The 22,216-nt window shown below is 69.7% G+C and carries 22 protein-coding genes; 3 read left to right on the plus strand and 19 right to left on the minus strand.

The annotated features are described in order from the left end of the window. Positions 1-4 precede the first annotated feature (4 nt). From rfbA to StrepF001_RS26025, 8 genes are all read right to left on the minus strand, one after another. Positions 5-886, minus strand: coding sequence for a glucose-1-phosphate thymidylyltransferase RfbA (gene rfbA / locus StrepF001_RS25990; protein WP_129800629.1), 882 nt, complete (start codon positions 884-886; stop codon positions 5-7). After that, complete coding sequence (locus StrepF001_RS25995; RefSeq protein ID WP_129800630.1) at positions 883-1,860, minus strand: isocyanide synthase family protein; 978 nt, start codon at positions 1,858-1,860, stop codon at positions 883-885. Before StrepF001_RS25995 ends, rfbA begins: the two co-directional genes overlap by 4 nt. A gap of 102 nt (positions 1,861-1,962) precedes the next feature. Continuing rightward, complete coding sequence (locus tag StrepF001_RS26000; protein WP_129800631.1) at positions 1,963-3,273, minus strand: cytochrome P450; 1,311 nt, start codon at positions 3,271-3,273, stop codon at positions 1,963-1,965. Between the two features lie 76 nt (positions 3,274-3,349). Beyond that, entirely contained in the window at positions 3,350-3,625 is a 276-nt protein-coding gene (locus tag StrepF001_RS26005) for a ferredoxin (RefSeq protein WP_129800705.1), read from the minus strand. Continuing rightward, the gene (locus StrepF001_RS26010) at positions 3,625-4,779 is read right to left on the minus strand and encodes a cytochrome P450 (RefSeq protein ID WP_240797685.1); all 1,155 of its coding nucleotides are present in this window, start codon (positions 4,777-4,779) and stop codon (positions 3,625-3,627) included. Before StrepF001_RS26010 ends, StrepF001_RS26005 begins: the two co-directional genes overlap by 1 nt. Before the next feature lie 398 nt (positions 4,780-5,177). After that, a complete protein-coding gene (locus StrepF001_RS26015; protein ID WP_129800633.1) occupies positions 5,178-6,035 on the minus strand; it encodes an ABC transporter permease in 858 nt (285 codons plus the stop codon). Next, positions 6,032-7,039, minus strand: coding sequence for an ATP-binding cassette domain-containing protein (locus StrepF001_RS26020; RefSeq protein ID WP_129800634.1), 1,008 nt, complete (start codon positions 7,037-7,039; stop codon positions 6,032-6,034). The genes StrepF001_RS26015 and StrepF001_RS26020 overlap by 4 nt, the downstream gene beginning before the upstream one ends. 99 nt (positions 7,040-7,138) lie before the next feature. Next, positions 7,139-7,435 (minus strand): hypothetical protein, encoded by a 297-nt coding sequence (locus tag StrepF001_RS26025; RefSeq protein WP_129800635.1) that lies wholly within the window; start codon positions 7,433-7,435, stop codon positions 7,139-7,141. 127 nt (positions 7,436-7,562) lie between these two features. Here StrepF001_RS26025 and StrepF001_RS26030 point away from each other — a divergent pair, with 127 nt between their 5' ends. Together StrepF001_RS26030 and StrepF001_RS26035 are read left to right on the plus strand one after the other, a co-directional pair. Next, a complete protein-coding gene (locus tag StrepF001_RS26030) occupies positions 7,563-7,904 on the plus strand; it encodes a PadR family transcriptional regulator (protein WP_129800636.1) in 342 nt (113 codons plus the stop codon). After that, positions 7,901-8,596, plus strand: a complete 696-nt coding sequence (locus StrepF001_RS26035) for a permease prefix domain 1-containing protein (protein ID WP_129800637.1) — start codon at positions 7,901-7,903, stop codon at positions 8,594-8,596. The genes StrepF001_RS26030 and StrepF001_RS26035 overlap by 4 nt, the downstream gene beginning before the upstream one ends. A 75-nt stretch (positions 8,597-8,671) precedes the next feature. Here StrepF001_RS26035 and StrepF001_RS26040 read toward each other — a convergent pair whose 3' ends face one another. The 5 genes from StrepF001_RS26040 to rfbB form a co-directional block, all read right to left on the minus strand. Continuing rightward, complete coding sequence (locus StrepF001_RS26040; RefSeq protein ID WP_129800638.1) at positions 8,672-10,027, minus strand: cation:proton antiporter; 1,356 nt, start codon at positions 10,025-10,027, stop codon at positions 8,672-8,674. After that, positions 10,027-10,923 (minus strand): putative sugar O-methyltransferase, encoded by an 897-nt coding sequence (locus StrepF001_RS26045; RefSeq protein WP_206306944.1) that lies wholly within the window; start codon positions 10,921-10,923, stop codon positions 10,027-10,029. Before StrepF001_RS26045 ends, StrepF001_RS26040 begins: the two co-directional genes overlap by 1 nt. Positions 10,924-11,098: 175 nt before the next feature. Then, entirely contained in the window at positions 11,099-12,394 is a 1,296-nt protein-coding gene (locus StrepF001_RS26050) for an FAD-dependent oxidoreductase (RefSeq protein WP_129800640.1), read from the minus strand. 139 nt (positions 12,395-12,533) lie between these two features. Further along, positions 12,534-13,049 (minus strand): hypothetical protein, encoded by a 516-nt coding sequence (locus StrepF001_RS26055; protein WP_129800641.1) that lies wholly within the window; start codon positions 13,047-13,049, stop codon positions 12,534-12,536. 83 nt (positions 13,050-13,132) lie between these two features. Continuing rightward, positions 13,133-14,152, minus strand: a complete 1,020-nt coding sequence (rfbB, locus tag StrepF001_RS26060; RefSeq protein WP_129800642.1) for a dTDP-glucose 4,6-dehydratase — start codon at positions 14,150-14,152, stop codon at positions 13,133-13,135. 184 nt (positions 14,153-14,336) lie between these two features. On the opposite strand from rfbB, the gene StrepF001_RS26065 reads away from it, so the two are divergent. Then, positions 14,337-15,611 carry a nucleotide disphospho-sugar-binding domain-containing protein gene (locus tag StrepF001_RS26065; RefSeq protein WP_240797689.1) on the plus strand — a complete coding sequence of 425 codons (1,275 nt, stop codon included), beginning with the start codon at positions 14,337-14,339 and terminating at the stop codon, positions 15,609-15,611. Here the strand turns inward: StrepF001_RS26065 and StrepF001_RS26070 are convergent. The 6 genes from StrepF001_RS26070 to StrepF001_RS26095 are packed head-to-tail and all read right to left on the minus strand — an operon-like array spanning position 15,602 to position 22,212. Beyond that, the gene (locus StrepF001_RS26070; protein ID WP_129800643.1) at positions 15,602-16,771 is read right to left on the minus strand and encodes a DegT/DnrJ/EryC1/StrS family aminotransferase; all 1,170 of its coding nucleotides are present in this window, start codon (positions 16,769-16,771) and stop codon (positions 15,602-15,604) included. The two genes, StrepF001_RS26065 and StrepF001_RS26070, sit on opposite strands and share 10 nt — an antisense overlap. Next, on the minus strand, positions 16,768-17,286 hold the full coding sequence (locus tag StrepF001_RS26075; RefSeq protein WP_129800644.1) for a flavin reductase family protein: 519 nt from the start codon (positions 17,284-17,286) through the stop codon (positions 16,768-16,770). The genes StrepF001_RS26070 and StrepF001_RS26075 overlap by 4 nt, the downstream gene beginning before the upstream one ends. Positions 17,287-17,335: 49 nt before the next feature. Continuing rightward, positions 17,336-18,886, minus strand: coding sequence for a tryptophan halogenase family protein (locus StrepF001_RS26080; RefSeq protein ID WP_129800645.1), 1,551 nt, complete (start codon positions 18,884-18,886; stop codon positions 17,336-17,338). 41 nt (positions 18,887-18,927) lie between these two features. Further along, complete coding sequence (locus StrepF001_RS26085) at positions 18,928-19,791, minus strand: aldolase/citrate lyase family protein (RefSeq protein WP_129800646.1); 864 nt, start codon at positions 19,789-19,791, stop codon at positions 18,928-18,930. Then, on the minus strand, positions 19,766-20,959 hold the full coding sequence (locus StrepF001_RS26090; RefSeq protein WP_129800647.1) for a Glu/Leu/Phe/Val dehydrogenase dimerization domain-containing protein: 1,194 nt from the start codon (positions 20,957-20,959) through the stop codon (positions 19,766-19,768). The genes StrepF001_RS26085 and StrepF001_RS26090 overlap by 26 nt, the downstream gene beginning before the upstream one ends. Then, entirely contained in the window at positions 20,956-22,212 is a 1,257-nt protein-coding gene (locus StrepF001_RS26095) for an NAD(P)/FAD-dependent oxidoreductase (RefSeq protein ID WP_165396370.1), read from the minus strand. The genes StrepF001_RS26090 and StrepF001_RS26095 overlap by 4 nt, the downstream gene beginning before the upstream one ends. Positions 22,213-22,216 lie beyond the last annotated feature (4 nt).

Here is a 22,216-nt window from a genome sequence, read left to right on the forward strand (position 1 = left end):
ACGCTCACTCGCTCTTCTCCTTGGCAGTGGTGATCTCCAGCAGGTACTGGCCGTACGGCGAGTGGGACAGGGCCAGTCCGAGCCGGTGGCAGGTGTCGGCGTCGATGTAGCCCATGCGCCAGGCGATCTCCTCGATGCAGCCGATGCGCACGCCCTGTCTGCGGGAGAGGATCTGCACGTACTGGCCGGCCTCGGTGAGCGCGTCGTGGGTGCCGGTGTCGAGCCAGACGAAGCCCCTGCCCAGCTGGACGAACTCGGCCTTCCCGCGCTCCAGATAGGCCCGGTTGACGTCGGTGATCTCCAGTTCGCCGCGGTCGGAGGGGCGCAGCCCGCGGGCGATGTCGACGACGTCGTTGTCGTAGAAGTACAGCCCCGTGACGGCCAGGTTGGAGCGCGGTGCCTCGGGCTTCTCCTCCAGGCGCAGGAGACGGCCGGCGGCGTCCACCTCGCCGACCCCGTACCGCTCGGGGTCGCCGACCGGGTAGCCGAACAGGACGCAGCCGTCGATGTCCCGCGCGCTGGTGCGCAGGATCTCGCCGAAGCCCGGCCCGTGGAAGAGGTTGTCGCCGAGGACCAGCGCGACGGAGTCGTCGCCGATGTGCTCGGCGCCGACGACGAAGGCGTCGGCGATGCCCCGGGGTTTGTCCTGTTCGGCGTAGGTGAGCCGCAGTCCGAGCCGGGAGCCGTCGCCGAGCAGCCGCTGGAAGCCCGGGACGTCCTGCGGGGCGGCGATGATCTGGATCTCGGTGATGCCGGCCAGCATCAGCACGGACAGCGGATAGTAGATCATGGGCTTGTCGTAGACCGGCAGCATCTGTTTCGAGACGCCCAGCGTGATCGGATACAGCCGGGTCCCGTGGCCGCCGGCCAGGATGATCCCCTTCATGCGCCGGTCCCCTCGGCCGCCCCGTCGGCAGCCGTCGCCTCGAAGTGGCTCGGCCGGCCGTCCTCGTACACCTCGCGGCCCAGGCGCTCGGCGTCCCGGCGGTGCATCAGCTGCCAGGTGCCGTCGGCGTGCCGGAGCACCACGGAGTGCCACGGTGTGGTCCACACGTCGGCCGCGCCGACCAGCCGGATACCGAACTTGGCCTCACCGCGGCTCTGCGGGTGGATGGACAGCCGGACGTTGCGCGGGTGGTGCTCGGCGATCAGCTCGCCCCAGGCCCGGCTGCGGACGATGACCTCGTAGGCGCGGCGGCGGCAGTCCCGCTGGAGCGCCGAGCGGGAGCCGTCCCACTCGGCCACGTCCTCCATCAGGAACTTGGTGATGCCGCGGTACATGCGCAGGGTGGACTCGTCGCTGCGCACCTCCTCGCGGAGTTCCTCGACCGACGGGCCGAGGGTCTCGGCGGCGACCTTGCGCTTCTCGTCGTACGACAGGTCGGGGCCGTAGACGTCCTTCAGGTCGAAGGTGTCGAGATACGCGGAGAGGCCCTCGGCGCGGATCATCGCGCGCAGCTCGCTGCCGTAGGCGTCGATGTGCTCGTCGGGGACGCCGATGACGTCACCGAAGATATGTCCGTCGGAGCAGATCAGGATCTTCGCGCCGGGGGCGTAGACCTTGGCGATCTCCGCGCACAGGGAGCCCAGGAAGCGCAGCGCCAGCCGCTCCCCGTGGTCCGGTAAGTGGCTGAGGACCTTGTCCGGGTTGGGTGACTTGCAGGGGAAGCCGGGCAGGCTGAAGATCACCGGTTCGTCCCGCCGGACGAAGTCGCCTATCTGGCGCAGCTGCTCCGGGAAGTCGTGGGCGGTGTCCAGGTGCGGATCGGGCTCGGCGGCCCTGCGGTGCGGGAGCAGCAGTTCCAGGATCTCGCGGCTGACGCGTTCGGCCGCGGAGGCGTGGGTGAAGGTGGTGGACATCTGGGACATGGGTCATCGACTCGCTTCCGCTGAAGGCTGGACGCAGAGATGCCGTCGGGTGGCAGTTCTGCGGTACGTGGCCGGGAGACGGCGGCCGGACGCTCAGTTCGTCCGGTGCCGTACGGGGCAGCCGGTGGCCGGGGATGCCTCCGAGGTGCCGTAGGAGACGGGCAGTTGGTTGACGCCACGCGCGAGGACGGCGCCGATCCACTCGAGGTCCTGGTCCGCGACGGCGAGTCGCAGTCCGGGCAGCCGGGTGAGCAGCGCGCGCAGGGCGATCTGGAGTTCGATACGGGCAAGGGAGGCACCCGGGCAGAAGTGGATGCCGTGGCCGAAGGCCAGGTGCGGGTTGGGTGTGCGGTCCAGGTCGAGGGTGTCGGCGTCGGGGAACCGTTCCGGGTCGCGGTTGGCGGCGCTCAGCGACACGATGACCGAGTCGCCGGCCGGGATGCGGGTGCCGAAGAGGTCGGCGTCCTCGGCGAAGAACCGCCAGGTGGTGAGCTCGAAGGCGCTGTCGTAGCGCAGGAGTTCCTCCACGGCCCGGGCGAGCAGCCCCTGCTCGCCCGTCTCCCCGTCCCGCACGGCGTCCTGCAGCCGCTGCAGCTCGGCGGGGTGGCGCAGCAGGGCCACGAGGGCGGTGGTGATCTGGTTGGTCACCGGTTCCTGTCCGGCGACCAGCAGCTGGAAGACGACGGAGTCGCGCTCCTCCTTGCTGATCGCGCCCTCCTCACACGCCACGACGAGCTTGGTGAGCAGGTCGTCGCCGGGGTTTCGGCGCTTGTCCTCGGTGACCTCGGCGATATAGCCCTGCAGCCCGCGCAGGCGCCCCTCGTACACCGGCCGCTGCGGGTCGGTGGGACCGACGGGCTGCACGACCTTGCCCCAGTCGCGGTCGAACCGCGCCGCCAGGGCCTCGGGCAGGCCGATCACTTCGGCGAGGACGCGGAAGGGGAAGTGCGCGGCGAAGGCGCCGACGACGTCGATCTCCCCGGCCTCCCCGGTATCGGGGGTGTCGAGGGCCGCGTCGAGCAGTTCGGTGGCGATCTCCTCGAACCGGGGCCGCATGCGCTCGACATGGCGGGGAGCGAACGCCTCGGTGACCATTTTCCGCATCACCGTGTGCTTCGGCGGGTCCTGGTGCAGCAGATGGACCTGGAGCTGTGAGTGCTGCGGTTCCGGCATGATGGCGGCGCGCTCGCGCCAGGCGCTGTTGCCGAGGTCGTGGTTCTTGCCGAGACGGTCGTCGTTCAGCGCGCTGTGCGCGGCCTCGTAGCCGGTGACCAGCCATGCGTTGACGCCGCTGGGGAAGTTGACCCGGTGCACCGGGCCCTCCTCGCGGAGCTTTCGGTACAGCGGGTACGGGTCGGTCTTGTACTCCTTGCCGTAGAGGGGCAGCGGTTCGGAGTTCGGCATGGCAGGGTGCTTCCTTCCTGAGGGAAAGGCGGGCACGGGAATCACGGGGATTCCCGGGTTCTTCTCGACCGCCCGGTCACTGCTGCGGCGCGATGATCTCGCCGGTGCGCGCGTCGCGTACCGTGATCGCCTCCATGGGGCAGATCTCCGCGGCGTCGATCACGCGGGCGTCCGGGTCGGTCAGCTCGGCCACCGGCCGGGCCCGGCCGGCGTCCAGGCGCAGCCGGCCGTGCGCGGTGGCGAGGCACAGACCGGAGCCGGCACAGGCGTACCGGTCCACTTCGAGCAGCCACTGGGCCCGGTCTCCGGTGCGGGTCTCGCCTCGCTCACCCGGGCCGGACGGCACCGCCATCACCATGTGACCAGCAGGGATTCCGGGGCGCGTGCGATCAGGCCGGGCTTCCACGGGACGTCGTCCACCGAGCCCGCGAGGCGCAGGCCGGGGAACCGGTCGAGCAGTCCGCCGATCGCCGCCTTGAGTTCGGCGCGGGCGAGGGCCGCTCCGAGGCAGTAGTGAATGCCGTGGCCGAAACCGAGATGCGGATTGCGCTCACGGTCGAAGCGGATGGTCTCCGGGTCCTCGAAAACCCGCTCGTCGCGGTCGCCCGCGGCCCGCTGGAAGATGACCGTCTCGCCCTTACGGATGAGAACCCCGCCGATCTCGACGTCCTCGGAGGCCCGGCGCGGGAAACTGCCCGTCGAGCGCAGCGGAATGATGCGCAGCATTTCCTCGATGGCGGGGTCCAACAGGTTGCGGTCAGCCAGGAGTTGTTCGTAGAGATCATGCTGGGCCAGCAGCAGGAACGACACGTTGGAGATCATGCTGAGCGAGGTCTCGTGACCGGCCATGAGAATGCCGATTCCGGTCCGGACGGCCTCTACCTCCGTCATCTGCCCGGCGTCCAGCGCCTCGATGAGGACGGAGATCAGATCGTCGGAGGGACTGGCCCGGCGTATGGAGATCAGCTTGCGCAGGAATTGCTCGAGTCCGTCCCGGGCCTCGTTCACCTCCTCCCTGGTGTGTGCGGAGGTGGCCACGAAGACATCGGAGTACCTGCGGAATTCCGCCCGTTCCTCGTAAGGGACGCCGAACAGCTCCACGATCATGCGGACCGGAAGCGGAATCGCCAGCCGCTGTACGAGATCGCCGGGCGGGCCGGCCTCCTCCATCGCGTCGAGTTCCGTGGTGACCAGCTCCCGCATCCGGTCGGTGAGGTCCGAGACGATGCGCGGCCGGAACGCGTGCGCGACGATCTTGCGCATCTTTCCGTGGTCCGGCGGGTCCATGCTGAGCAGGTTCCCGGGGCGCAGCGGCAGGGGCGTGACCCGCGCGGTGTCGGGTTCCGTGGCCCAGCGGGAGCTGAACCGGGGGTCGGCGAGGAACTCCTTGATCTCGTGGTATCCGGTGATCAGCCAGGCCTCACCGCCGTACGGCATGGTGACCCGGGACACCGGCTCGGTCCGGCACAGCTCCAGGTAACGGGGATTCAGTTCTAGCCGGACCACGGGACCGAAAGGGTACTGCGGAGGCCTGGAAGTGTCTTTGGCCGTATCCGTGACGGTCACGGCATTCCCCCTTCTGTGAATGGTCCGTCGCATGCGGAAACTGCGGAGCCGTTGCACTCGAGTGGTGGCGGTCTCGACGCATGACCCGGGTAGGGGTCCGCGGAATTCCGGCAGCGAGGACCAAAAGATCTGACGAAAGCTCTTCGAGCAGGACTGGCCGGTCGTCGGTCAACGGCATGGCGACCGCGTCGCACTCAGCCTGTCGCTCGGGGATCCTCTCACAGAAACCATCAGGCGGAAGGTGTTCGAAATCGAGGCTCGTATTCCACAAAAAAGGCGGCGGACAGCGCGTTCAAGCGCTGTCCGCCGCCTTGTTGTCGGCGATACCGGCGTTCATCTCACCTGCGGGCGTACAGCCGCATCGTGACCGGTCCGAAGACCAGCAGGAGCAGGCCCGCCCACCCCAGCGTCCAAGCGATGTCCGCCGACGGCCGGCCGCCGGCCATCAGACCCCGTACCGCCTCGCACAGATGGGTCACCGGGCTGTTGTTGACGAACGCCTGCAGCCAGCCCGGCATGGTCTTCGGGTCGACGAACACGTTGCTGAGGAAGGACAGCGGGAAGATGACCATCATCGAGACGCCCATCACCGTCTTCTCCGTGCGCAGCAGCAGGCCGAACATGGTCCACACCCAGGAGAAGGCGAAGCTGAAGACCAGCAGCAGGGCCACCCCCGCCAGCACCCCGACAGGACCGCCGTCCGGCCGGAAGCCGAGGATCAGACCCACCGTCAGGATGACGGCCGCGGCGACGGTGTAGCGGAGCATGTCGCCCAGCAGATAGCCGACCATGGGGGCGGGCCGCCAGATCGGCAGGGTCTTGAAGCGGTCGAAGACGCCCTTGGCGATGTCGACGTTGATCGAGATGCCCGTGTACATCGTCGTCATGATGATCGACATCACCAGGATCCCGGGCAGCAGGAACTGGATGTACTCCTCCGTCGAGCCTGCCAGCGCCCCGCCGAACAGGTACGTGAACATCAGCACGAACATGATCGGCATCGCGGTGACGTCGAAGAGCTGCTCCGGCACATGCTTGATCTTCAGCATGGCCCGCCAGCCGAAGGCCGTCGACGCCGCCGCGGCGCCGGCCCGTGGCCGCTTCCCGGCCGGGGCGACCAGCAGTGCGGTCAGCGACTCGGTGGACACCCCGGCGGGACCGTCGGAGCGGTCCTCGGTCTTGGTCGCGGTGCTCATGCCATGGCCTCCTGAACGCTACGGCCGCTGCCGGCGCCGTCGCCGGTCAGGGCGAGAAAGACCTCGTCGAGGCTGGGCTGCCCCAGCGAGAAGGTGTCGACGGCGATGTGGGCCCGGGCCAGCTCGGCCAGGGCGCGGGAGGCCAGTTCGGCCGCGCCGGAGCCGTCGGCCCCGGCGCCCACGCGAGCCGTGAGGGCGAACGGGTCGGGATCGAGCTGTACGGGCATGCCGTCCAGGCACAACTCCAACACCCGCTCGGCATCCGGCCGTTGGGCGGCGTCACGCAGCCGCAGATGCACCGACCCGGCGCCCACGGAGGCCTTGAGCTCACCCTTGGTGCCCTCGGCGATCACCTTGCCGCTGTCGATCACCGCGATCCGCGAGGCCAGTTGGTCGGCCTCGTCCAGGTACTGGGTGGTGAGCAGCACCGTGGTGCCCTGGCCGACGATGGCCCGCACGATCTCCCACACCTGGTTGCGGCTGCGCGGGTCCAGGCCGGTGGTCGGCTCGTCCAGGAAGAGCAGGTCGGGGGTGTTGAGGATGGACGCCGCGATGTCGAGCCGGCGCCGCATACCGCCGGAGTACGTCTTCACCTGCCGGTCGGCCGCCTCGGTCAGGACGAAGGCCTGAAGCATCTGCGCGGCGCGCTCACGTGCGGCCTTCTTGCCGTGGCCGAGGAGCCGGCCGAGCAGGACCAGGTTCTCGGCGCCGGTCAGGTCCTCGTCCAGCGAGGCGTACTGGCCGGTGAGGGAGACACGGGCGCGCACCTCGTCCGCCTCGCGGACGACGTCCCGGCCGAAGACGCGGGCCTGGCCGCCGTCCGGCCGCAGCAGGGTCGCGAGCATCTTCACGAAGGTCGTCTTGCCCGCCCCGTTGGGGCCGAGCACGCCGTAGACCATGCCCTGGGGGATGACGAGGTCGATGCCGTCGACGGCCCGCTTGTCCCCGTAGGTCTTCACCAGCCCCTCGGTCTCGATGGCGGCTGCCGAACTGCCGGCGGTCATCGGGTCCTCCCCCGTCGGGTCCTGGATGCGGTCTCTTTCGTACGGTCCGGGCGACCGTGGATGCTGTCCGTGCCGGTCGGTGCCTGTCGGGGCACTGGCTCAGCCATGCCGCCCGCCCGGGGCCGCGTGGGTGGTCGGCGAGGCCTGCGCGGCCCGGTTGTGGATCCGCGCCAGGGCGAGCAGGCCGCCGACGCCCGGGATGGCGGCGCGCCAGCGGGCGCCCGACCCGGCCGCGGCCGGGGCCATGCACGCGGCGCCGATGGTGACGAGATACGCCGAGCCGTGCACCGGCCCGACGAGCGAGGTGATCACCTGCAGATGAACGGTGAACAGGTTCAGGAAGAGCAGGGCGAGGGAGGCCGCCTCGACGCCGGCCGCGATCCGCAACGTACGCACCGGATCACGCTCCCGCGGTGGAGTCGGATAACAGCACCTTGGTCACTGGTGGACCCTTTCGTCGTCGGCATGCATTGGCTGCCAATAGATAGCACACCAATACCCGGGTTGTGTAGGCTGCCGACTCATGAGACAGGATGCAGTGCGCGGCCACCTGGACGGACTGCTGCTGGCCGTGCTCGAACCCGGGCCCCTGCACGGCTACGCGATCATCACCGCCGTCCAGCAGCGCAGCGGAGGCGCACTCGAACTGCGTACGGGCACGATCTATCCGGCGCTCAACCGGCTCGAGCGCATCGGGCTGCTGCGCAGCAGCTGGCAGTCCGCCGGCGAACGCCGCAGGCGGTGCTACGAGCTCACCGAGGCCGGACGCCGGACACTGGCCAGCGAGCGGACGGCGTGGCAGGAGTTCACCACCGCCATCGGCTCGGTCCTGAACCCCGTCACGCCGCCCGGAGTCGCCACATGAGCGCCGTCACCCCGCAGACCGACCCCATCGAGGACTACGTCTCCAGTCTGGCCGCCGCCTTACACGGCCCGGCGCGCACCAAGGCACGCATGGTGGCCGAGGTGCGTGAGGACCTGACGGACGCGGTGTCGGAACGCACCCGGGCGGGGCTGACGTACCAGCGTGCCGCCGACCAGGCGGTGCGGGAGTTCGGGACCGCCGACGAACTCGTGGTGAGCTGGCAGCGCGAGCTGACGATCGCCCAGGCCCGGCACACCGCGCGGGCCGTCGCGCTCACCGTCCCCTTCGTGATCGCCTGCTGGTATCTGGTCCGGCAGGCCGGCCATGACCAGACCTGGGAACTGCCGCGCACGGCCCAGCTGCTGGCCGTCCACCTGGCCGGCGTCTCGGCCGCTGCCGCACTGCTCGCCGCCGTGGCCCTGGCGGCCACCGGCACACTCGCCCGCTGGCTGCCCACGCCGGACCGGCTGCCGCTCACCGTCGCATGGGGCGGCACCGTCGCCAGCGTCTCCATGGCCGTCGCCACCCTGGCACTCGCCATCGCGGCCGCCCTGGGCACCGACTGGCTGCTGCTCGCGTTCGCCGGGGCCCTCGCCGCCACTTCGCACGCCCTGGTGGCGGGCTCGGCCCGGTCCTGCCGACGCTGCGCCCGGCTGCCGGTCATCGAGGCACCGGGCGCCGGGGAGCGCTGACCACGAGCAGGAGGTTCCGCCGCCCTGTCGGCCGTACGGCCTGCCGACAGAGCGGCGGAACCTCCTGCTGTTTCGCTATCCGTACGCCTTCTCGCGGATCTCCTCGTCCGCGGTCTTCTCTTCCGGGGACTTCGGTTCCGCGGTCTCCTCGGCGGTGTCCTCGATGCGCTTCATCGCCAGCGTCAGGATCGGCGGTGCCATCAGCGAGGTGACCACGGCGATCAGCACGATGACGGTGTACATCTGAGTGGTGAGCACGCCCAGCCGCAGCCCCGCCATCGCGATGACCACCTCCACGACACCACGGGCGTTCATCCCCGCCCCGAGGGCCAGCGCCTCCCACCGGCTCCGCCGGCTGAGCCTGGCCCCGGCGTAGGCGCCGAGGAACTTGCCCAGCACCGCCACGAACAGCAGCAGGAACGCGGCGCCAGCCAACCGGATCGGCGTGGGTGTGTCCATCAGGCCGGCGGCGGCGAAGAACACCGGCGCGAAGACCGCCATGACGACCGTACGCAGAGCGGCCAGCCGGTTCGGCGCCAGCTCTCCGGTGGAGCTGATGACCAGGCCGCACACGAACGCGCCGAAGAGGGGTTCCTGGTGCAGCGCGTGGGCCCCGGCCGCGGACAGCAGCACCATCACCACCACGGCGGCGACCGTGGCCCCGGGTTCCGCGGACCGTGCCGTCCGGCGCAGCACGGCCCGGACGGCCATACGGCCGACGGTGCACGCCAGTACCAGGAAGGCCGCCAGCGAGGCGAGCGCCAGCCCGACGTGACCCATGGTCAGGCCGACCGTGGCCAGCGCCGTCACGAGCGACAGCAGGAACCATGCCACCGTGTCGTCGACCATCCCCGCCGTCAGGATGAGCTGCCCCACGGGACGGTGGAGGAACCCCATGTCGGACAGGGTCTTGGCGATGACCGGGAGGGCACTGACGCACATCGCCACCCCGAGGAAGAACGCGAACACGGCACGGTCGACGTCTCCCGGAACCAGCCTGTCCGGCAGCAGAAAGGCGACCCCGATGCCGAAGGCCAGCGGCACGACGAGTCCGCCGACGCTGACCCGCAGGGCGGTCGTGCCCTGCCGGCGCAGCAGTCCGAGGTTCAGCTGGGTGCCGGTGACGCCGACCAGAAGCATCAGGCCGATCTGGCTGAACGCGTCCAGGAGATGGAACTGGCCGGCCTCCTTGGGGAACAGCCAGTCGGTCAGCGCGGGCGCGAACCGTTCGAGCAGCGACGGCCCCAGCAGGACGCCGACCAGGAGCTCGCCCACCACCGCGGGCATCCCCCACCGCACGGCCAGCCGGCCGAACAGCAACGCCAGGGCGAGCAGCACACCGACCTGGAGCAGAAGCAGCAGCAGGGAGTGCTGACCGAGTGGCGCGACCGGACCGGCGGCGAGGATCGGCGCCGGTCCCCCGTACGGCATCAGCGGCCGGCGGCCGGCGCCTGGAACAGGGCCTGCCAGTACCAGGTGAACGGCACGGCCCACTCGTCGGCCACGCACCGCCAGCTGTCGTGCGGGCGGTAGGCCACGACGAACTTGCGGGCCTGCTCCCGCACCGCACGGTTGTCGTGGACGTCGATGACATCGGTCAGCAGCCCCGCGTCCAGGGCGCGGGCGATGGCGTCCTCGCCGCGGGCGTGGTCGTCGAGGCTCTTGTCCATGTACTTGCCGACCGGGTTGTTCGTGTAGAAGTGCCGGCAGCGTTCCGCGATCAGCGCGAAGTAGTAGCGGACGGTCTCGACGTCCATTTCCGCGAGCGAGTCGATGTTGATACAGAGGTCGAATTCCGCGTCGCCGAGAGACGTCTTGATCTCATCGATGGGAATGAACGTGATCTTGCTGAACTGCTCCTCCGACAGCACCGTCCGCAGGTACTTCCTGGAGAGCGCCATCGTGGTGGGCAGGTCGATGATCGTGTAGGCGCTGATGTTCTTGTTCGACATCAGCGTGTGGCATGTACGTCCGTATCCCGCACCGATTTCCAGAACGCGGCCGCCGTCGAGGTCGAGGTTCTTCTCGATGAACTCCAGATCGCGCACGGCGCGCAGGTAGTCCAGGCAGACGGACTCTCCGTCGTAGGTGACCGAGTACGGCTGCCCGAGTTCACGCCCCTCGATCCGGCGCAGCCGCTCCCAGTTCTCCGGGCTCAGCTGGCCGGCCAGGTTGTAGATGAGCGTCTTCAGATAGCGGACGCCGTTCGTGCGGACATCGAAGTAGGTCAGCCGGTAGTTCACCTGGCTTCGCTTGAAATCGGCGAGGTCACCGATCAGTTCTTCGTTGACCTCGTTTTCGCCGATGTATTTCCAGAGCTCGTTCACCTGCGGCTTCAAATCCATTGAAGGCCTTTCCCCGAGTGGCGTCCGACGCATTGGAGAATATGGCTCGGGAATCATCGGTGACAAGATTGAACAGGGCGTCCGGACCGTTTGTGCGCACCGCCCGGACAGCACGACTCGGGGGAATGCCGGCCGCCCGGGCGGTGCAGATCGGGGGTCAGCTGCGGCCGCGCGGTCCGACGCTGAAACCGGGGCTGACGCCGACCTTGGCCGTACCGAACGGCTCCAGCGCCCAGCCGGGGTTGGCCTGGTCGTAGGCGGCCCCGGGGTGGGTGACCGACACCTGCGGGTCGACCGGCGCCACCGCGGCGACGAGGTACTGCGCATCGCGGCCCTGCACGGTGTCGGGGACGGCGGCGGGACGGGCCAGGGCTCCCCCGAGGTGACGGATGTTCATGATCACCATGGTGGGTCCGGTCAGCCGTGCCAGGTTCTCCAGGGCCGTCACGTCGAGGGCGTCGACCAGGAGGTTCTCCCCGATGAACGGCCCGGGGTTGTCCGGCTCGGCGTGCACCCGGGGGTACTCGGCGAACGGCATCGGGGCCAGGGTGTCCTCGATCGGCTGCGCCACCTTCCGCAGCGGCGCGACCAGCCGCTCGGCGTCCTCCTCGGTGCCGCGCAGCGCGACCGCGACACGCGCGATGCGCCGGCCGCGCAGCATGGGAGGCAGGTAGTCGAGGTCGGGGAAGGACATCACCCGCAGGGTGGAGGTGAGTTCGTCGGGCAGGTCGGCCGTCCACTCCCGGAAGGCGTGCAGCACCGCCGGGTCACCCTCCGCGCCCGTCGCCCCGATGTCGAAGGTCAGCCCGCCGCCCTGCAGACGCCCCTCGGGCAGCAGGCCGATGGTCATCCCGGTGACGACCTCGCCCCGCACCGGTCCGCTGCCGCGCAGCTGGGCGAACCACTCGGCGTCGTCCGGCCCGACCTCCCGTTCCTCGCCGTCCTCGGTGACCACCGTGAACGAGCGGACCAGGTCGCTGGCCCAGCCGTCGGAGCGGGCCAGCAGGCTGATCCCGCCGCCGAGGGTGTAGCCGACGGCGCCCACACAGCCCAGGCTGCCGCTGGGCGGCACCAGGCCGTGCGGTGCGGCCGCCGTCATGACGTCGTTCCAGGTCGCCCCGCCGCCGACGCGGGCGGTGCGGGTGGCGGGATCGATCTGCACGCCGTTCAGCCGGCGCAGCGTCAGGACGACTCCCTCGTCGGCGGAGAAGCGCATCCCGTGTCCGGTGTTGTGCACGGTGACCGGAACCCCGTGCTCGCCGGCCAGCTGCAGCACGGTCCGGACGTCCGCGACCCGGCGGGCACCGACCACGAGGTCCGGCTGGTGGCGCAACCCGAGCTGGAAACTGGCCAGTTCCTCGGTGAAACCGCTGTCGTCGGGCAGCAGCACGGGGCCCGCGACGGAATCGGCCAGGGCTCCGGCAAGACCGGATGCTGCGGGGGAGAGGGTCATGTCAGTCCTCGTTCTCGGCGTACTCGGCGTACTCGGCGTACTCGGCGTACTCGGCGTACTCGGCGTACTCGGCGTACTCGGCGTACTCGGCGTACTGGGGCGTTGTCGACTGCGATGGCGGTCTGCGGGCGTACGGGGCTCAGGCGCCGGTCGTGGAGCCGGGCCGGACGATCATCAGCACGACCACGACGGCCCAGAGCAGGTTGAAGATCCCGGTGACCATGGCCAGCCGCGCCGCCGCGGACCGGGTCGCCTCCGCGGTCGCGGTGTCCACGGCCGCACCCGCGCCGCCGCCCGCCGCCGGACCGGCGGGCTGGGCGAGCAGCCGCTCCTGACCGGGCAGGATCGCCATCAGCAGCAGGGCCGCGGCGATCGCCGTGAGGATGATCGAGACGATGAGCCAGGCATCGCCCAGCACGCCCATCTGAGCGCCGGTGGCAAGACCGAAGACCGGCACGGCGACGCCGACGACGGTGTACCCCCGGCAGATCCGGTGCAGCAGCGCCGCGGTGGCGGGGGTGCGCTCCTCCCCGCTCGGGTCGTCGTCCCCGGTCTGCGGCTTGACGAAGCGGGGGAACATCGATGCCGCCACCGTGATCGGGCCGATCGCCACGATCGACGCCAGCACATGCACCGAGAGCAGCAGTTTGGTCACCGGGGGGTCCCTTCTAAATTGCCTGCCAATACGTTGGCTACCAACTAATTGGTAACACAGATCAGCCCACTTGAGTAGGCTGCCTACCTGTTTTCGGCCTGCTGCGGCGCCACGGACGGTGCCGCCGGGGAGGGCCCCGGGCCGCCGACGAGCGGCTCCCACCAGGCGGAACGGGTGCGATACCAGTCGATCGTCGAGGCGAGGCCGCGGTCGAAGGAGATGGCCGGTGCGTACCCGAGGGCGCGCAGCTTCTTGTCGCTGAGCGCATAGCGCAGATCGTGGCCCTTGCGGTCGGGCACATGCTCGACCATCGACCAGTCACAGCCGAGCCCTTCGAGCAGATGAGTGGTCAGCTCACGGTTGGTCAGTTCGGCGGTGCCGGCGATGTGGTAGACCTCGCCCGCCGCGCCGCGCTCGGCGACCACCTGGATGCCACGGCAGTGGTCCTCGACGTGGATCCAGTCGCGCACGTTGTTCCCCTCCCCGTACAGCGGGACCCGGCGGCCGCGCAGCAGGTTGGTGATGAACAGCGGGATGACCTTCTCCGGGTACTGGAAGGGGCCGTAGTTGTTGCCGCACCGGGTGACCGAGACGGGCAGCCCGTGGGTGCGCGCACAGGCGAGGGCGATCATGTCGCCGCCCGCCTTGGACGCCGCATACGGCGAGTTGGGCGACACCGGGGCGTCCTCGTTCCAGGCGCCGGTGGCGATGCTGCCGTAGACCTCGTCGGTCGACACGTGTACGACCCTGCGGGTGCCCGCGTCGAGGCAGGCCTGCATCAAAGCCTGCGTGCCGAGGACGTTGGTGCGGACGAAATCACCGGAGTCCTCGATGGACCGGTCGACATGTGTCTCCGCCGCGAAATTGACGACCAGGTCGTGCCCCGGCACCACACGCGCCAGCAGGCCCGCGTCGCAGATGTCGCCCTGGACGAATGTGATACGTCCGGCGACCGATTCGAGATTTGCCGGATTCCCGGCGTAAGTGAGCTTGTCCAGCACGGTGACACGGGGCCGGCGCCCCTGCGCTTCTGCATCGGACACGAGCATGCGTACGTAGCTGGAGCCGATGAACCCGGCTCCTCCGGTCACGAGTATCTGCATTGAACACACCTCCCGGAACCATGCTTTCCTCCGGCGTCCCGTTCGGCCAGATCACCCCCGCCTGAACGGCCAACTTCTGGGTTAGCGTTCCGCCCACAGCAAACAATCGGCCGAGAAGAGAGGCAGAGCCTTGGCGAATGTGCTCGTGGCGACGGCGCCGGCCGAAGGCCATGTCAATGTCATCATGCATCTGGTGAAAGAGCTCGTACGCCGTGGAAACACGGTGACCTGGTACACCGGCAAGGTTTTCCAGGAACGCGTCGAAAGGACCGGTGCCCGGTTCTCGCCGATCGTCTCCGGATTCGACTACGGCGGCATGACACATGACGAGGCGTTTCCGGAACACACCGGTCTCACCGGCGTCAAAGGAATGATCGCGGTCTTCCGGGACGTCTTTCTCGGTACCGCACCCGACCAGCTCCGGGACCTCTCGGCGCTGGCCGAGGAATTAAAGCCGGATGTGGTCGTCACCGACGAAACCACCTATGCGGGCGGGTTTCTGAGCGAGCTGAAGGGGATTCCGCTGGTCTGGATGGCCACCTCGATCTACACCCTCAGCAGCCGCGACACCGCACCGTTCGGCATGGGCCTGAGGCCCTCGTCCTCGGTCCTCGGGCGGCTGCGCAACCGGACGCTGAAGTGGACGGCGGACCACGTCATCATGCGCGAACTGCGCCGTGCCGCCGACCGGACGCGGGCCCAGGTGGGTCTGCCGCCCATCGACGCCGGAGCGTTCGAGAACATCGTCCGGATGCCGTCGCTGTATCTGCTGGGGACGGTGCCGTCCTTCGAGTACCCGCGCAGCGATCTGCTTCCGCAGACCCGCTTCGTCGGCCCCATCACGGGCGCGGCGACCGACGCGTTCGAGCCGCCGGCCTGGTGGGGCGACCTGACGGCGTACGGCCGGGTGGTGCATCTGACGCAGGGCACCGTCGCCAACGAGCCGGAGCGTCTGCTGCGGCCCGCGATCCGTGCGCTGTCCTCTCTGGACGCCCTGATCGTCGTCACGACCGGCGTCCCGCCCGAGCAGCTCGACCTGGGCCCGCTGCCGGACAACGTGCGGGTGGAGCGGTTCGTGCCGTACCACCATCTGCTGCCGCACGCGGACCTCCTCGTCACCAACGGCGGCTACGGCGGTGTGACCGCGGCGCTGAGCAACGGCGTGCCGCTCGTCGTGGCCTCGGCCACCGAGGACAAGAACGAGGTCGGCGCGCATGTCGGCTGGTCCGGGGCCGGAGTGCACCTCAAGAGCGGCGACGACCTGGAGCGGCGGCTGCGCGCGGCGGTGCAACGGGTGCTCCGTGAGCCCTCGTTCCGCGCGCGGGCGCAGGCGCTCGGCAAGGAGTACCGCGCCCACAACGGGCCGCGCCGCGCCGCCGAGCTCATCGAGGAGCTGGCGGGCGGCGACGGCCCGGATGCGGCTGCCCCGGTGCGGGAGCGGTCGCGTCGTCACGCGTAGCGGACCGCGGCGGCGATCACGTCGCTGATGCGGTCGACGTCGTCCGGCGTCACCGACAGCCCGGTGGGAAGGGCCAGCACACGCTCCGTCAGCGCCTCGGTGACCGAGAGGTCGACGGGCGTGTGCACGGCGTCCTGCCGGTAGGGCCGCATACGGTGGCAGCCCGGCGAGAAGTACTTCTTGGTACGGATGTTCTCCGCCCCGAGCATGTCTGCCAGCCGGTCGCGGTCCAGGCCGGCCGCCTCGGGGTCCACCTGCACGACGACGTACTGGTGGTTGTGGGTCTGGCCGTCCGGCGCCGCCATCAGCGTGACGCCGGGCACCGCCGCCAGGCCTTCCCGGTAGCGCAGGTAGTGCGCCCGGTAGATCTTCAGCATGTCGTCCAGGTGCTCGATGGACGCGATGCCCATCGCCGCCGACGACTCGTTCATCTTCGCGTTCGTGCCCGGGCCGACGACGTTCATCGCCTCGTCGAAGCCGAAGTTGTGCATCGACCGCACCCGGGCGTGGACGTCCGCGGAGTCCGTGGCGACGAGCCCGCCCTCGAAGCAGTTCAGGATCTTCGTGGCGTGGAAGCTGAACACCTCCGCCGTCCCGCTCGGCCCCGGCAGCAGGGGCCGGCACCCGAACGACTGGGCCGAGTCGAAGACGAGCGGCACGCCCGCCTCCCGGGCGACGTCGTCGAGTCCGGCCGTGTCGCAGAGATTGCCCCAGATGTGGACGCCCAGGATGCCGCCGGTGCGCGGCGACACCGCCTTGGCGACCGAACGGGGGTCCAGCGTGCCCGTTTCGGGGTCGACGTCGGCGAACACCGGGGTGAGACCGATCCAGTTCATCGCGTGGGCGGTCGCCACGAAGGTGAACGACGGCATGATCACCTCGCCGGTGACACCGCACGCCTTCACGGCGACCTGCAACGCGGTGGTGGCGTTGTTCGTCGCGGTGTTGTGCGCGCGCAGCGTCCGCTGTGCCGCGAGCCCCTCGAACTGCCGGACCAGCGGGCCGAGGTTGCTCAGCCACCGGCGGTCGATGGCCTCGTTCACCAGTTCCAGATAGCGCTCCTTGGCGGGGACGTTCGGCGTCCCCACTCTGATGTCCTCGGCGAAACCCGGCGTACCCCCGTAGTACGCCAGGTCGCTCCGAGACCGCTTGGCCCTCATGCCGTCGGCCAGACGGCATAGCTGCGCAACCCGTAGATCAGCGGTTGCGGGGCCGGCGTCCAGGTCACCGACCGCTCGACCTCGCCGAAGACGACCGTGTGGTCGCCGACCGGCTCGGTCCTCAGCACCCGGCAGTCGGCCACCGCGTGCGCCACGTCCGGCAGATGCGGGCCGCCGCAGCCGGGCGCGTCCTCCCACTTCACCTGGTCGAACCGGTCGGACGCACCGGACGCGAACAGCTCGGCGACCGGGCGGCCGGCATCGCTCAGCAGGTTGACCGAGAAGCGGCCTCCGTCGAGCACGGCGGCGAGAGTCGGGCTGCCGTTCCTGATGCACACCAGGAGGGTCGGCGGCCGCAGCGTGACACTGCACAGGGACGAACATGTCATCCCCCAGGGCCGCCGCGCCCCGTCGAAGGCCGTGACCACCGTGACGCCGGTGGGAAATCCGGCCATCAGCTCGCGAAACTCACCGGGTGCGAGAGTGGCCGCCGAAGGGGTGTTGGGTGCGATCATCCCCGCATCACCAGGTTTCCTTCCGTAGCAGGCATGGCCGTGTCCCGCGTCAGTGCATCTGGGCGAGGTACTCGTACTGACTGGGCAGGCTGCGGACCAGCTCACTGCTGGTGGACCGGACCCGCGCGAACTCCTCGGCGGCGGCGCTGCCGTCCATCAGGTCCAGCGCGCCGGGCGCGCGCAGCGGGATGCCCTTCAGGCCCATCAGCATCGCCACGTAGGAGTACGCCTCGAAGCCGTGGTAGTGCGGGAAGATGTTCTCCGCGTCCGGCAGCTTGGTCTGCCACTGCTCCAGCCGCCCCTGCAGGGCGTCGGGCACCTTGCGGGTCTTGGCGTCCTTCCAGTACGCGTTGTCGCTGCGCGCCGCGCCCCGGTAGTGCAGCACCAGGAACTCCCGTACGCCGTCCATGCAGTTGTTGACCGCGCGGTTGTAGGAGTCGCGCAGCTGCTCCGACCAGTCGGCCTGCGGGAAGTGCTTGACCAGCTGCTCGATGCCGTGCTGGATGAAGAAGATGCCGGTCGACTCCAGCGGCTCGACGAATCCGCTGGACAGGCCGATGGCGATGCAGTTCTTCGCCCAGGAGTTGCGGCTGCGGCCGATCCGCATCCGGATGTGGTTGGCCTCCAGGCCCTCCGCTTCCGGACCCACGAACTCGCGCAGCGTGCGCTCGGCCTCCTCGGGCGTGGTGTATTCACTGGCGTACACGTAGCCGGTGCCGATCCGGTCGAAGAGCGGAATCGTCCAGATCCAGCCGGCCTCCATGGCGGAGGCCTTGGTGTACGGGGCGATGCCCTTGACGGCCGTGTCCACCGGGACGCGCAGCGCCACGGCACGGTCGTTGGGCAGCGTGTCCTGGTAGGAGACGAACGGCTCCTCCAGGGCGCCGTTCAGCAGCATGCCCTTGAACCCGGTGCAGTCGATGAAGAGGTCGCCCTCCAGGTCACCGTGGCCGCGGGTGGCGACCGCGGAGATCCAGCCGCGGTCGTCGAGCTTGACGTCCACCACGTCGTCGGTCACATGCCGGACCCCGCGGCTGACGCCGTACTCGGTGAGGAACTTCGCGAGCAGGGCCGCGTCGAAGTGGTAGGCGTACGGGAACTGCGTGTCCTGTTCGGTCAGGGTGGACCGGAAGGCGGCGCCCCCGGGGCCGAGTTCGCTGCTGCCGCGTTCGAAGAGCGTGCCGTCCAGGAAGCGCGGGGCGCGCAGGGTGTCGCCCAGCTGCGCCATCACGAAGTTGTCCACGTCGAACCGGTCCGACGGCCGCTGCTTGAGCCACCAGTCCGTCAGCGGGAAGCCGTCGACGACCCGCAGCCGCTCGAAGGGGTGGTAGAAGTGCTTCCCGACCTCCGACCAGTTCTCGAACCGGATGCCCAGCTTGTACGTGGCGTTGCAGGCCGGCATCCAGTCGGTCTCCTTGAGACCCAGGTACTCGAAGAAGTGCCGCACGGTGCTGAACGTGGCCTCGCCCACGCCGATCGTCGGGACCCGGTCGGATTCCACGACGGTCACCGATATCCGGTCCCCGAAGGCGGCCTTGAGGTAACTGGCGCTCATCCAGCCGGACGTGCCGCCGCCCACGATCACTACCTTGTCGACCATTTTCTCTCCATCACCTTCCGGTTGTGTTTTCCTGACGGGTTTCAAGAACGGGGCAGGCCGCGCAGTGAATCGGGCAGACGGTCGAGATTCACCATGTTGCACCAGGTGCTGGCGGGCTCTTCCATGCCGTGCAGGACGCCGTACTCCTCGCCGGCCTTGGTCAGCATGAAATGCAGATCGCTGGCCAGTCCGAGGAAGGTGAAACCGTCGTCGATACGGTCCCGTACGGAAGCGGCGTCCCGGCACAGGGTGCCGAAGGGAATGCCGTTCTCGCGGCAGGCGTCGGTGACCGTGCGCACGGCGTCCTGGAACGCCGGCTCCTGGCTCCAGAACTTGGCCGGGAGGCCCAGCGAGAGGTGCAGGTCGTTGGGGCCGATGAAGACCAGGTCGATGCCCTCGACGGCGAGGATCTCCTTGATGTTCGCCACGCCCTGGGCGGTCTCGATCTGGACGCCGACGAGAATCTCGTCGTTGGCCTCGGCAAGGTAGGTCGGGGTGTTCACACCGAAGCCCACCTGCGGCGTCATGCCACCGCCGCCGCGCTCGCCGCGCGGGGGGAACCGGGCGAAGCGGACCGCGTCCGCGGCCTCCTCGGCCGTGTTCACCATGGGCACGATGACGCCCTGGGCACCCGCGTCCAGGGCGTGCTTGATGTGGTCGATGGTGCCCGCGGCGACCCGGGCGACCGGGGTGGTCTCACCGCCGCTGAGGTCGGAGATCGTGCCGAAGATGTGGCTGGCCGTGGTGTGGTCGACGGGCGTGTGCTCGAAGTCCACCAGCATCCAGCGGAACGCGCCCTGCGCGACCAGGAGCCTGGTCGCCGGAACGCTGTGCAGCTGGAGCCAGGTGCCGACCGCCGGGCTCTCCTGACGGATCAGTTCAAGCGTTTTGTTGCTGCGCAGCATGAGCCTGTGTCCTCTTCCGGTTGTCCACGTGCAGTCCGTGGGCGAGCAGGAATTCTTCGATTCGTTCGGTGATCGCCGCGAAGATCGACTGAATGGTCTCCCGATCGGACCGTTCCGTCTTCAGCAGTTCGGCGAACAGAATGGCCGCACCCGAATTGGAGACCCATTCGGGAATGATGGTCACGCTCTGCTCGGTCCAGTGCGCCTTCACCTCCGGGCTGGAAAAGGCGTTGTTGGCACCGCAGACCACCACCCGGCCGGAGCCGCGCACGAACTCGCGCATGACCCCGTCCGTCACCGCGTAGCGGGTCGCGCACGGGGTGAGCACGTCCGGTCCGGTCACGGCGACGAACTCGGTGAGGAGTTCCTCGTCCGCCTGGCCGGCGCTGCGCGGCACCCATTTCCAGCCCCGGTGCGGCTTGTCCCGGACGAGCTCGCCGAAGGCCGGCCTGTCCTGACGGGCGGCCCGGCGGCGCAGCAGCTCCGCGATGTCGATGCCGTCGGGGTCGACCAGGTAGCCGTCCTTCTCGCAGATGCCGGTGACGACGCCGATACCGCGGGAGGTGAGCGAGTCGGCCGCGTTGGAGCCGACGCTGCCGAAGCCCTGGATCCCGACGCGGGGCGTGCCGCCGGCGGACAGGCGGATCGCCTCGGCGACCGAGTGGCCGGTGGCGGCGTCGTCGACGGTGGCGTGGTCGTTCCAGGGCTGCGCCAGCCGCTGCGGCATGGCGGGGGCCTGGGAGGGGATGCCGGCATGCCGGGCCAGGGTCGCGGCCATCGCGACGAAGGCGGTGGGCAGGGCGAGATCCTCCCGCGCGATGCGCTCGATGACCTCCCTGCTGGTGTAGAGGTCGGCGCCGGTGCTCCACTCCCGCGCGATGACCTCCCGGTGCGCGATCATGAACCGGCGCAGGACGCCCTCGGCCTCCGGGGAGGCGGGGTCGAACCGGATGCCTCCCTTGCCGCCGCCGAACTGCGGGCGCTGCAGAGTGTTCTTCAGCGACATGGTGGCGGCGAGGTCGGCCACCTCGGACAGCGTGACCCGCGGATGCATGAAGAGGCCGCCGCCCGAGACGCCGCCGGTCAGGCTGTGGATGACCAGCCAGCCCTCGGCCTCGGTCCGGTCGTCCCGCCAGTGGAACACCTTGGCGAGTTGAGTCGTGCTCACGTGGTGGTCACCCTCCGATCGGCCGCTGCGCCGTCAGCCGCCGCGGGGGTGCGGCGGTCGCGTGAGGAGTACATGTCGAGTGCTTCCCGGTAGCTGGAGCTGACGAAGTTGACCAGGGTGGGAAGCGGGGCGGTGCCGGAAGCGGCCGGGCGCGGCCCGGTTCCGTTCAGCTCGTCGTAGTTCGCGAGGGACAGGGCCGCGGCGGCCTCGTGTTCGGGGACGCGTTCACGCTGGAACTCGGCGAGGGCGGTGCCCTGTTCGTCCGGCCACTTCTGAAGCAGCCGCGCCAGCGCGGCGCAGTCCTCCAGGCCGAGGTTGACGCCCTGCCCCAGAAACGGCGCCACGGTGTGCGCCGCGTCGCCGAGCAGCACGACCGAGTCGCCGTGCACCACCGGCGCGCAGGTCACGACGGAGATCGGACTCACCGGCGCGCCGGAGGGACCCCGGTCGACCGGCCGGTAACTGTCCGCCGCATCGGGGAAGTTGCGCCGCAGGAACGCTCTCAGCTCCTCCTCCGTGGCGAGGTCGGCGAAGGTCGGCTCGCCCTCCCGCGGCAGTACGAGCGTGCAGCGCAGGGAGCCGTCGCGATTGGGCAGGCCGACCATGAAGAAGCCGTCCCGGGGCCAGACATGGATCGCCGTCGGGGTCATGCGCTCGTTCCCGGGCTCGGGGCGGAGCGTGACCTCGCGGTACTCGACGCCGGTCTGCCGCTGCCGGGACTGCGTCAGGCCCTGCTCGGCGAGCCGGCCGCGGACCACCGAGTGGGTTCCGTCGGCGCCGACGAGCAGGTCGTAGGCGACCTCGGACTCCTGCCCCTGTCCGTCGGCGAACGTCACCCGCCGGGCGGCGAAGTCCACTCCGGTGCACTCGGTGCCGAAGGTGAACCGCACGTCCGGGCCGGCGCTTCGCATCAGCAGCAGATTCAGGTCGTTGCGGTCGATGGACAGGTTCTGCCAGTCGGCGCGCCCGTATCCGGCGGCGGCGATGCGACCGTCCGGCTCGTGGCGCACCCGGCTGCCGATCGGCACCACCAGGTCGTCCAGCGCGGCACGGTCGCAGTGACCGTCCAACGCCTCGACGCCCCTCGGCGACAGGGACAGATTGATCGTGCGGCCGTCGTACCGCAGGCCCTGCTCGACGTAGTGCGGGCGCTTCTCGTAGACCTGGACCGTGTAGCCGCGCCGGGTCAGGACCTGGGCGGCCAGACAGCCGACCGGTCCCGCTCCGACCACCACCGCCCTGGGCGCGGACATGCGA

It is taken from the genome of Streptomyces sp. F001 (genome assembly GCF_004187715.1).
Lineage (GTDB): Bacteria > Actinomycetota > Actinomycetes > Streptomycetales > Streptomycetaceae > Streptomyces > Streptomyces flavusporus.